The following is an 11257-nucleotide window of genomic DNA, read 5'->3' on the forward strand; positions in this document are numbered from 1 at the left end:
AATGAAAGAAATTAAGCTAAAAGAAGACTTGGAAAAAATTTATCCCTTGATAAAACAATTAAGAAATAACCTATCTTTGAAAGATTTTTTAGATAAATTCCAACTTGCTACACAAACTCAACATTATAAACTTTTTGCCTATGAAAATGAGGGAAGCTACAAAGCAGCTTGTGGAGTCATGCCCTTTAATGTACTTTATCATAATCATTGTCTTTATATTTGTGATTTTGTCGTAGATGAAACTTTAAGAGAAAAAGGTATAGGTCAAGCTTTTTTGAAAAAAATCCAAATTTGGGCAAAAAATCAAGGATATGAAGAATTAGAACTAAGTTCAAGTTTTTTTAGAACACAAGCTCATGAATTTTATATCCAAAAAATGGGTTTTGAAAAATCCGGTTTTGTTTTTAAGAAAAATATCAAACTATAATATTTTTGATTAAGCTTTGCATTTTATAATTAATATTATTATTTTTGATTTTAAGGAATAAAATGAATTTTAAAGAACTGATTTCAAAACGCAGAGCTTGTAAACTTTTTAATGATAAAAAAATCAATGAAAAGGATTTGCATTTTATCTTAGAAAGCGGAGTCTTAGCCCCAAGCTCACATGGATTTGAGCCTTGGAAATTTGTAGTATTGGAACAAAAAGAACATAATCTTAAACTCTCAACTCTATGTTGCAATCAACAAAATGTAGCAAGTGCGAGTCATAATATCATTTTTCTAGCAAGAAAAGATCTTCAAAGCAAAGATGAATTTGCACAAAAACAAGTGCGTCGTTTCTCAGGTTCTAGCGAAGAAAATTTTCAAAAAATTTTAGAAATTTACACCCATAAAACCAATGCAATGAATGATAATGAACTCTATCATTACGCACAACTTCAATGCTATCTTGCTATGATGCAAATGTCGCTAGCTGCAATGAGCTTAGGTATTGATTCTTGTATGATAGGTGGCTTTGAAAAAGCTAGGGTTGATAATTTTCTTAATTTAACTTATCCTTTTGAAACTGCTGTAATTTTATCCTTAGGATATAAAGCCCATGAACCAAAATATTCTACTCAACGCTTAAATTTTAATGAAGTCGTCGAATTTTACAAGGAAAAATAATGAAAAAAGAACTTGAAATTTTTAGCACAAGATATTCTTGTAGAAATTTTAAAAATGAAAAACTCAAAAAAGAGGATTTAAATTCTATTTTAGAAATAGCAAGATTAAGCCCCAGCTCCTTAGGACTGGAACCTTGGAAATTTATAGTAGCACAAGATGAGAAAAGAAAAGAAGAACTTTCTAAAATTTGCAATCAACAAAAACATGTAAAAGATTGTGCTGCATTAATTATCATCATTTCAAGACTTGATTTTTTGGATTATTTTGAAGAAAAACTTAGAAAAAGAGATATGAGTGAAACAGAAATTCAAAAACGCTTAGATACTTATATGCCTTTTTTAAAATCTCTAAATCAAGAACAAAAAATATCTTATGCAAGAGAACAAGCTCATATAGCTCTAGCTAGCATACTTTACAGTGCTAATGCTTTAAATATAGCAAGTTGCACTATAGGTGGTTTTGATAAAGAAAAGCTTGATTCTTATTTATCACTTGATATTCAAAAAGAAAGATCAAGTTTGGTAGTAGCTTTAGGATATTGCAACGATGAAAAAAATTCTCAAAAAAATCGTTTTAGTTTTGATGAAGTTGTAAAATTTATTTAAATTTTGCTTTTAAGCAAAATTTAAATAAAAATAAACTGATTCTTTTTTGTATTTTTACTAAGTCTTTGCTTAAATTTTATACAATTTTAATTATAATTTTACATTTAATTTCACAAGGCTTGTTATGAATTTACCTAATATCTTGGCGATTTTTAGAATGGTTTTAGCACCTTTATTATTTTTTTTGTTAATTCATAAATTTGAAAACATTCATCAAAGTTGGATTAACTATTTTGCTGCTTTAACTTTTTCATTAGCGGCTTTAAGTGATTTTTTTGATGGATACATCGCAAGAACTTGGAAACAAACTACAAAACTGGGCGGAATCTTAGATCCATTAGCCGATAAAATGCTTGTTTTAGCAGCTTTTTTAGGGCTTTTACTTACAGGAAAAGCTAATGAATGGGTAATTTATATTATACTAGTAAGGGAATTTTTTATCACAGGTTTTAGAGTTGTAATGATCAGTGAAAATTTAAATGTCAATGCTTCTTTTGCAGGCAAACTTAAAACCGCTTTTCAAATGACTGCGATAGGATTTTTAATCATGGAGTGGATAGGCGGAGAAATTCTACTTTACATAGCTTTGATTTTAACTCTTTATTCTGGATTTGAATACATCTATACTTATATAAAAGCTCAAAAAAAAGGAGAAAAATGAGATCTTTATTGTTTTTAATTGTTATTTTGATTTTGGGAATTAAATTTTATTCTATTGAATTTTTAGCAACTGTTTTAGTCATCTCATTTTTAATTTTCTTTCACGAATTAGGACATTTTTTAGCTGCAAGATCTTTGGGTGTAAAAGTTGAAGTCTTTAGTATAGGATTTGGAAAAAGTCTTATAGAACGTGAATTTAAAGGCACAAACTATCGCTTAAGCGCTTTACCACTTGGAGGATATGTTAAACTTAAAGGACAAGATGATATGCGTCCTGGTTTTGAAAATCTAGACAAAGATAGCTATAGCATTTTAAGTCCTTTAAAAAAGATTTATATTCTTTTTGCTGGACCATTTTTTAACCTGATTTTAGCTTTTTTTCTTTATATTATCATAGGAAATTTAGGTCTAAACAAACTTGCTCCGCAAATAGGAAACATAGCACCAAACTCTGCTGCACAAGACATAGGACTTCAAAAAAATGATACTATCTTAGAAATTAACGGTATAAAAATTCAAAGCTTTGATGAAATTTCAAAGCATTTAAGTTTAGAACCTTTGAAAATATTAATCAATAGAGAAGGAAAAAATTTAGAATTTATCTTAACTCCAAAAATAGGACAAGGATATAATGACTTTGGACAAATCGTTGAAAAGCCTCAACTTGGAGTCAGTCCAAATGGGACAAGCACTCTTGTAAAACATCAAGGTTTAGAAAGTTTTAAATATGCCACACAAGAAAGTTTTCAAGCTTCTACACTTATCATCAAGGGTATTGTAAAACTCATAAGTGGTGAAGTTGAAGCAAAAAATTTAGGCGGTATTATCACCATGACTGAAATTACCTCAAAGGCTGCACAAAATAGCTTTACTTTGCTTTTATTTATCACTGCTTTAATTTCTATAAATTTAGGCATTTTAAATCTTTTGCCTATTCCTATGCTTGATGGAGGACATATACTTTTTAATCTTTATGAAATGATTTTTAGACGCAAAGTTCCACAGCGTGCTTTTGAATATTTAAGCTATACAGGCATGGCAATACTTTTAAGTTTAATGCTCTTTGCAACTTATAATGATATATCAAGGATTATAGGTGAATAAAAAATTTTCCTACCCTATTCCAAATTTTACTGATAGAAGAAAAAGTATCATCTTTTGGCGCTATTTGCGTTTTCAAGCAAGAAAAATTTTATATTTTCCTCAAGTAAGACTTCTAGAAAAAACGCTTAATGAAGAAAAAAATAAACATTTAAAAGACTTTTTCTCTCAAAGACCCTATGCTTGCTACAATGCTATAAGAAGATTTTGCGATAAAAGTTTTAAAGCAAATGAACGCGTTAAAACACTTATTTATGATGTTGATAAGGGACTTACTTGTTTTAAATTTCTTCCCGAAGAACAATTGATTTTTTCTTTTGATGAAGATTTTGAGCTTTTTTTAGGATATAACCATAATGTTTACGAAGAAGGTTTTTGGGCTTTTTCTTTAAAATTTAAAAAATACACTATTTCACAATGTAATTTTTGCTTTACTTTAGAAAATAATCTTCTACTTTCTTGCATACAAGGATATAAATACAAAGATTTTAATCTTTTAGAAATTAATAAAATTTTAACTAAAAAATGTCATGGTTTGCGCCCTGTTGCTTTACTTATAGAATGCTCTAAGATGCTTTGTGAAATTTTAAAATTTCAAGCTACTTTAGGTGTACATGAAAAAAATCAAATCCGTTCTCAAAAAGGAAAAGAAAAAGGATATTTTGTAGATTATCAAAAAATTTGGCTAGAAAATGGTGGAGAATTAATAAAAATCAATAAACACAAATACTATAAACTCCACCACTCTCAAAAAAACCTAGAAGAAATCCCTTCGCAAAAACGCTCCATGTATAAAAAACGTTTTGCTATGCTTGAAAATATTAAACAAAATTTATTCCAAATTTTATCTAAATAATACTTTTTAAATATTCTACACTTTTCTCGCAACCTTTTTTTTGAAGTTTTAAAAGCCTCTCTAAGCATTCTTGAGATACTTCTTGAGGATAATAATACTGCATAGCTTTTAAATCTTCAAATAAAGCTTTTTCTATCTTAAAAGCCCCTTTACCTAATTCTTTAACCCCACCTGTTCCTTTTTCTCTTTTAAAAGTCGCACAATAAGGATAACATTGCTCTACATTAATACGGTCAAGTCCTTCTTTTTTAAGAATTTCTACACAAGTTTTAATGTCTAAATTTCCTTCTCCCAAAGGAACGCCGCAAACATATTCTACACCCTCTTCAATGAAAACTATATGATCCTTACAATGCGTGCTAAAAGTATATTTAGCCATGTCTTTGCAAGCTTTTATAGGATCTTCATAGGCCATCATGGAATTTCCAAAATCATATAAAAATCCTATTTTAGGATGATTGATCAATTTCAACAAATCAAGCAAATCCTCTGAAGTTTGATACTCATGATTTTCTATAGCAAGTTTTAAATCATATTTTTCCAAAATCGGTATCAAAGCTTTTATTTCATCCTTTGTAGCTAAAAAATCTTCTTTATCGAATCTAGTAGTAATTTTAGAATCATCATAAGCCCCATCGCTAGCATGTTTAACCTTTTTATTTTTATCGGTTAAGGGCACATAAGAGCGTATAATTTTAGCGCCTAAAATAGAAGCTACTTTAGCAATTTTTTCAAATTTATCCCTATTAAAACCCTTAGAGTCGATCTCACAATACATATTGTATTCATCCAATTTGGCTTTAATTTTTTTAAGATGATTTTCGTCATCGCTTCCTAAGCATCCCCATTCTTCATCCAAACCAAAATCTTTAATGATATTTATAATCACACCCTCACAGCCCAAATTTTTAGCAAAATCTATATAAGAAAATATATCCATCCTACCATTTTGAAACCATAAATGCATGCTTTCAGTTTCTAAACCTATTTTCATGATACCACTCCTTTTAATGCTTTTTTTCTAGCTATCATCTTAAGTAAAATCGTAGTTACAATCACACCACAAATAGCAAAAATCCCCATTAACGCAAAAACAATTTGATAGCCTAATAAACCTTTAAAATGATCGATCATAAAACCATAAAGTGCAAAACAAAAAAGTTGTGGAGAATAACCAAAAATACAAGCTATACTCATAGCAGCTCCGCTAATTTCTCTAGGTACTTCTATCTCATCCACAGGTGCAAAAAATGTCGCACGCATAGTAAAAACAAGAGCGGCAAAACCTAAGGTTAAACTCATACCAAAATAAATATTTAATTTCTCATGAGGCATAAAAACAAAAATTAATATGGCCAAGGCTCCTAAAATCAAAGCAAAACGCAAATATCTTGTTGAAGATTTAAAGGTTTTATCTGCTAAATATCCCCCAATTGGCCCACCTACTAATTTTAAAGTGTATTGATTGATAATACCATAAGCACCGACCAAAGCCACAGGCATACCATAAATATCTTTTAAAAATGGAATAAAATAAGTCAAACCACAATACACAGAATAAATAGTAAAAATGGTCAAAGATACCACCCAAATTTCAGGAGTTTTAATCGCTTTGATAACTCCATTCCAAGCGGCTTTGTTTTTACTGATTTCATTTCCTTGCTCATCTTGGGTATTAATTTTGTCATCTTCAAGTAGAAAATATGCCAAAATACCTGCTATAATCACACAAGCGCTATAAAATAATATAGCAGCCTTAAGTCCACCTGCGCCAGACCCTAAAAGTAAAAAAATTCCCAAAGCACCAAAAGCAACTATAGTATCTATAACACCACGTCCTGCTTCTAAAAATCCAAAAAGTCTTCCTTGTTGAGTAGAATCTCCAAGCAAGCGAATGGCTTTAAGCAAAACAGGCCAATACACAACTTCTCCAAATAAAGAAAGCAAACCCCAAGCTATTAAAATTCCATAAAAAGAAGGAAAAGTAGAAATATAAATTCCAACCAAACCCACACAAACCAATGAAAAAGGAATGAGTATTTTTTTAGAAAATCTATCTGCTATATAAATGGATGCAAAATTTCCCACCGTTTGCACTATGCCATAAACTGAGAGTGCGAGTCCAATTTGTGTATTGCTAAGATTCATAAATTCTTGCATAGGCACATAAAAGGCATCTTTTAAAGAGGAAAGTTTAAAAACAGTTCCTCCGCCAATAACTAAAACGATAAAAGTAAACCAACGAATAGGTTTCGTACTATTCATATCCACCCTCCTTTTTTAACAATTCGCAACTTAAATTAATTATATCACGGATTAAGATAAAAGGTTAAAATTTCACCTTTAAATTATAAACAGGTAATTACAAAAAGTTACAACACTTATTGAAGTATAAATTAAGTATATTTTGATATAATTTAGCCTTGCTTTATGCAAAATCCTTGCTCATGAAAATGGGCTTTAATATCCATAAGGAGAAAAGATGAAACATTATGAGGTTTTATTTATCTTAAAACCAACACTTACCGAAGAGGAAGTGAATGCGAAGTTGGAATTCGTTAAAGAAGTCCTAACCAAAAATGGTGCAGAAATTGAAACTGTTGTTCCAATGGGCACTAGAAAATTAGCGTATAAAATCAAAAAATACGAAAGAGGAACTTATTTTGTGATTTATTTCAAAGCTCCTACAAACTTGATCGCTGAGCTTGAAAGGGTGTTAAGAATCACTGAAGAAGTAATAAGATTTTTAATCGTAAAATATGAAAACAAAAAAGAAATTGCAGCTTGGGAAAAACTAAGCCACGGGATTAAGCAATCTAAAAAAGAAATCAAACCTTTAGATGCTCCTGAAATTCAATAAGGAAAAAGATGTTTAACAAAGTTGTTTTGGTTGGAAATCTTACACGCGATATAGAAATGCGTTATGCACAAAGCGGTAGTGCTATTGGAACTTCTGCTATCGCAGTAACAAGAAGATTTACCACAAATGGAGAAAAAAGAGAGGAAACTTGCTTTATTGATATAAGCTTTTATGGTCGCACCGCAGAAGTTGCAAACCAATACCTTACAAAAGGTTCAAAAGTACTCATAGAAGGACGTTTGAGATTTGAACAATGGAGTGATCAAAATGGACAAAATCGCTCTAAACATAGCATTCAAGTTGAAAATATGGAAATGCTTGGCGGCAATTCCAATGCTCCACAACAATGTGGAATTGGTAATAATAGCTTTTCAAACAACAATTATAGTGGAAACTATGAAAATCAAAGCTATGATCCTTATATGAGTGAAAATCAAAATTTTAATAAAGCAAAAGCAAACCCTGCTCCACAAAGAAACCAAAACCCACAACACGAAGAAAAATTAAAAGAAATTGATATCGATGCTTATGATAGCGATGATACTAATTTACCATTTTAAAGGATAAACTATGGCAGAAAAAAGAAAATATTCTCGCAAATATTGCAAATACACTGAAGCAAAAGTTGAATTTATTGATTATAAAGATACAGCAATGTTAAAACATGCTTTATCTGAAAGATTTAAAATCATGCCACGCCGTTTAACAGGTACAAGCAAAAAATACCAAGAAATGGTAGAAGTTGCAATCAAACGTGCAAGACATGTAGCTCTTATCCCTTATATAGTGGATAGAAAAGAAGTAGTCAATAATCCTTTTGAAGGACTATAATCTTTTAAAAAGCAAACTTGTAAAAAGTTTGCTTTCTTATACATTTATTCTCAAAATAAAATTAAACCAAAGTATATTCTAAGACATCACTAAAAGTATCAACAGCAATGATTTCCATATTGTCTCTAACCTCACTAGGAATATCTTTTAAATCCCTTTCGTAATTTTTTCTTGGGATTAAAGCTGTTTTTATATCTGCTTTATAAGCTGCAATTAATTTTTCTTTTAATCCACCTATTGGTAAAACTTTTCCTTTTAAATCTATTTCACCTGTCATTGCAACATCTGCTTTAACCTTTTTATCACTAAAAATAGAAGCAATAGCTGTGCTTATCGTAATGCCTGCACTTGGGCCATCTTTTGGAGTAGCTCCATCTGGCACATGGATATGAATATTATAACTATCATAAACATTAACTTTAGGATCGATAATTATTTTTTTAGGTATTTTTATTTTTCCTTCATCGATTAAAACTTTTATCATGCTAAAAGCAATTCTAGCTGATTCTTTCATTACATCACCCAAACTTCCCGTGAGCGTTAATTCTCCTTTACCTTTAATTTTTACAGCCTCTACTTTTAAAACATCTCCACCTACACTTGTCCAAGCCAAACCATTAACCTGACCTATTTGATTTTCTCCATTATTTTTTTCTATTTCAAAAACTTTTTTATCTAAAAATTCATTCAAATTTTTTGTATTAATAATGACTTTTTTAATATTTTCTAAAAGTAGTTTTTTAGCACTCTTACGACACAACTCTGCCACTTTGCGACGCAAATTTCTAACTCCTGATTCACGAGTATAATCACTAATGATTAACTCTATAGTTTCATCATCAATAGATAATTCATTGGATTTTAAGCCATGTTTTTTAAGCTCATCTGGAATTAAATATTTTTTCATTATATGAAATTTTTCACTTGGAGTATAAGAGCTAAGTTCTATAAATTCCATTCTATCTCTTAAAGGTGCAGGAATATTGCTAATATCATTTGCCGTTGCTATAAAAATGACTTTACTTAAATCAATATTAAAATTTAAATAATAATCCCTAAATTTAGAATTTTGCTCTGGATCTAAAATTTCTAAAAGCACCGCACTTGGATCGCCTCTAAAACTGCGATTTAATTTATCAATTTCATCCAATACAATTACAGGATTAATTTGTTTTGCCTCTATGAGTCCTTGGGTAATACGTCCAGGCATAGCGCCTATATAAGTTCTACGATGACCACGTAGCTCATTAACATCTTCAAGTCCGCCTAAGGCTATGCGAATAAGCTCTCTTTTTAAAGCTTTTGAAACAGAATTTGCCAGTGAAGTTTTACCCACGCCAGGAGGTCCATAAAGACAAAGTATAACTTTAGCACCATCTTTTTCTGCTATTTTTCTTTTTTCTAAAAGTTCCCTAACTGCAAAATATTCTTCTATGCGTTCTTTTGGTTTATTTAATGCATAATGATCATGGTTGAGCTGTTTTGAAACTTCTTTAATATCAAGTTTTTTCTTAGAAATTTTTTCAAAAGGAATATCTAATGCTGTTTCTATGTAAGTTTGAATCATCGATGCTTCGGAATTATCTTGATGAATGCGTTCGAATTTTTCAATTTGTTTTTTGATTTCTTTATAAGCGTCTTCGTGCATAAATTTCTTCTTTAACTCCAGACGCTTTTGATACTCTCTAACCTCATCTTCTTTTTGTGTGTCAGAACCAAGCTCTTTTTGAATTTGTCTTAATTGTTCTTTTAAAAAATATTCTTTATTTACCTTATCAATACGAGAATGTACTTTATTTTTAATTTCTTTTTGAATTTTATTGGCTTCTATTTCTTGGGCAATTAAATCTATTAATTTTACTAATTTTTGCTCAAGATCTGTTAAAACAAAAAACTCATAAGCAACTTGTTTTTTAATACGCACAGTATTTAAAATCAAATCACAAATCCTAGACGCATCAAAACCTTCTTCAATTGTTCTTAAAAGATCCGGAGAAAAATAATGACTAATATTTGCCAAATTTTTTACCTTCTCTTTTAAAACTTCAAGAAGCGCTTCTTTTTTAGTTCCTTCTAAAAAGTCTTCTTTTATAAGTTCTATCTTGGCTTCTAAAGGTTTATTAGAAATTTGCTCTATAATTTTACCCTTAGCATATCCTTGAAAAAGTATTTTCACCCTTCCATCAGGTAAAGGAACTTTTCGCATGATAGTCCCAATCACTCCACAATTATAAATTTCATCAAAATTTCTTCCATTTTCCAACCTTGAAGGCGCAACAAAAAGCATACTATCATTTTTAATCGCAAGATCTAAAGCTTTCATATTGGATGAATCGTTAATAAAAATAGGAGTTATCATAAAAGGATATAAAAATAATTCATCTTCAACCAATACTGGTAAATTTGCTGGATAATTTTGTATCTCTTCAATCTGCATTTATTTTCCTTGTTTATTAAAATCTTTCAAATATACTTCTATACCAAGGAAGCTCAGGTTTGATAATACTTTGCTGATAAAATTCACTTTCTTGAAGTCTTTGTTTATAAATTTGCGCACTTTCATCATGCCCTATGCGCTGGTATAGATTTTCTATAGTACTATTAAGATAAAAAACCGCTAAATTAAATTTTGTAAGCATTGTTTGAACCAAAGGTTCATATTCTGTATAAGGATAATCTTTCAAAAAAGTATCTATTTCTTTTTGGCTTTCAAGCATTAAAGCCTGATTACGATTTGGCACTGCAAATGCATCAAATTTTGCTTTAATTTTAAGATAACGAATATAATCAGCATTGCGTGAATTTCCAAATTTTTTATTATATTCATCTAAATAAAATTCAGCTAACTTATATTCCTCTTCATCCATATGAGCTTGTGCTAAAATAATTAAAGTAGTTTCCAATAAAGGATCGGCAACGTGCTCACTTGCCATACCATTATAATGATCATCGGCTTTTTCCAAATCCTTGTCTTGTAAATCTTTAATAATTTGCTTATACCACTCACTAGCACTAAGATTGTATAAACCTTCATCATTTTTCGTACTACACGCATTAAAAAAAACACTTAAAAAAACCAATAAAAAAATACCTTTTTTCATACTTCACCTTGATTTATATTCTCAAAAATCTATATTTTAACGATTTTATAATTATGTTCTTCTAAAATTATAATAAAATTAATTAAATAATTTAAAATTTTGGAATGATTATTGCTTATTTTATGTTAAAATA

Annotated in this window: 13 protein-coding genes; 9 read left to right on the forward strand and 4 right to left on the reverse strand. The window is 29.7% G+C overall.

Features of this window, described 5'->3' with window-relative positions; genetic code table 11:
- Nucleotide 1: 1 nt before the first annotated feature.
- The 6 genes from ELQ05_RS00435 (at nucleotide 2) to ELQ05_RS00460 (ending at nucleotide 4332) form a co-directional block, all read left to right on the forward strand.
- Nucleotides 2-427 (forward strand): N-acetyltransferase, encoded by a 426-nt coding sequence (locus ELQ05_RS00435; RefSeq protein WP_134239829.1) that lies wholly within the window; start codon nucleotides 2-4, stop codon nucleotides 425-427.
- Nucleotides 428-489: 62 nt separating this feature from the next.
- The gene (locus ELQ05_RS00440) at nucleotides 490-1110 is read left to right on the forward strand and encodes an NAD(P)H-dependent oxidoreductase (RefSeq protein ID WP_134239830.1); all 621 of its coding nucleotides are present in this window, start codon (nucleotides 490-492) and stop codon (nucleotides 1108-1110) included.
- A complete protein-coding gene (locus ELQ05_RS00445) occupies nucleotides 1110-1715 on the forward strand; it encodes an NAD(P)H-dependent oxidoreductase (protein WP_134224628.1) in 606 nt (201 codons plus the stop codon). The genes ELQ05_RS00440 and ELQ05_RS00445 overlap by 1 nt, the downstream gene beginning before the upstream one ends.
- A 124-nt stretch (nucleotides 1716-1839) precedes the next feature.
- The gene (gene pgsA, locus ELQ05_RS00450; protein ID WP_002812871.1) at nucleotides 1840-2376 is read left to right on the forward strand and encodes a CDP-diacylglycerol--glycerol-3-phosphate 3-phosphatidyltransferase; all 537 of its coding nucleotides are present in this window, start codon (nucleotides 1840-1842) and stop codon (nucleotides 2374-2376) included.
- Nucleotides 2373-3479 (forward strand): RIP metalloprotease RseP, encoded by a 1107-nt coding sequence (rseP, locus tag ELQ05_RS00455; protein WP_070317086.1) that lies wholly within the window; start codon nucleotides 2373-2375, stop codon nucleotides 3477-3479. Before pgsA ends, rseP begins: the two co-directional genes overlap by 4 nt.
- Nucleotides 3472-4332 (forward strand): VirK family antimicrobial peptide resistance protein, encoded by an 861-nt coding sequence (locus tag ELQ05_RS00460; RefSeq protein ID WP_070300966.1) that lies wholly within the window; start codon nucleotides 3472-3474, stop codon nucleotides 4330-4332. The genes rseP and ELQ05_RS00460 overlap by 8 nt, the downstream gene beginning before the upstream one ends.
- Here ELQ05_RS00460 and ELQ05_RS00465 read toward each other — a convergent pair.
- Entirely contained in the window at nucleotides 4325-5326 is a 1002-nt protein-coding gene (locus ELQ05_RS00465; protein WP_134239831.1) for a sugar phosphate isomerase/epimerase, read from the reverse strand. The genes ELQ05_RS00460 and ELQ05_RS00465 overlap by 8 nt on opposite strands.
- Nucleotides 5323-6597 carry an MFS transporter gene (locus tag ELQ05_RS00470; RefSeq protein ID WP_002866096.1) on the reverse strand — a complete coding sequence of 425 codons (1275 nt, stop codon included), beginning with the start codon at nucleotides 6595-6597 and terminating at the stop codon, nucleotides 5323-5325. The genes ELQ05_RS00465 and ELQ05_RS00470 overlap by 4 nt, the downstream gene beginning before the upstream one ends.
- 217 nt (nucleotides 6598-6814) lie before the next feature.
- On the opposite strand from ELQ05_RS00470, the gene rpsF reads away from it, so the two are divergent.
- Genes rpsF through rpsR form a run of 3 tightly spaced genes read left to right on the forward strand, consistent with a single transcriptional unit; the run spans nucleotide 6815 to nucleotide 8023 of the window.
- Complete coding sequence (gene rpsF, locus ELQ05_RS00475) at nucleotides 6815-7192, forward strand: 30S ribosomal protein S6 (RefSeq protein ID WP_002812868.1); 378 nt, start codon at nucleotides 6815-6817, stop codon at nucleotides 7190-7192.
- Between the two features lie 8 nt (nucleotides 7193-7200).
- A complete protein-coding gene (locus tag ELQ05_RS00480) occupies nucleotides 7201-7752 on the forward strand; it encodes a single-stranded DNA-binding protein (protein ID WP_002866097.1) in 552 nt (183 codons plus the stop codon).
- A gap of 10 nt (nucleotides 7753-7762) precedes the next feature.
- Nucleotides 7763-8023 carry a 30S ribosomal protein S18 gene (rpsR, locus tag ELQ05_RS00485; RefSeq protein WP_002777087.1) on the forward strand — a complete coding sequence of 87 codons (261 nt, stop codon included), beginning with the start codon at nucleotides 7763-7765 and terminating at the stop codon, nucleotides 8021-8023.
- 61 nt (nucleotides 8024-8084) lie between these two features.
- Here the strand turns inward: rpsR and lon are convergent, their stop codons facing one another.
- On the reverse strand, nucleotides 8085-10460 hold the full coding sequence (gene lon, locus ELQ05_RS00490) for an endopeptidase La (RefSeq protein WP_134239832.1): 2376 nt from the start codon (nucleotides 10458-10460) through the stop codon (nucleotides 8085-8087).
- A gap of 16 nt (nucleotides 10461-10476) precedes the next feature.
- The gene (bamD, locus tag ELQ05_RS00495; protein WP_002877748.1) at nucleotides 10477-11124 is read right to left on the reverse strand and encodes an outer membrane protein assembly factor BamD; all 648 of its coding nucleotides are present in this window, start codon (nucleotides 11122-11124) and stop codon (nucleotides 10477-10479) included.
- Nucleotides 11125-11257: the final 133 nt, after the last annotated feature.

This window comes from Campylobacter sp. US53, from assembly GCF_004378995.1.
In the GTDB taxonomy this organism is placed as follows: Bacteria; Campylobacterota; Campylobacteria; order Campylobacterales; family Campylobacteraceae; genus Campylobacter_D; species Campylobacter_D jejuni.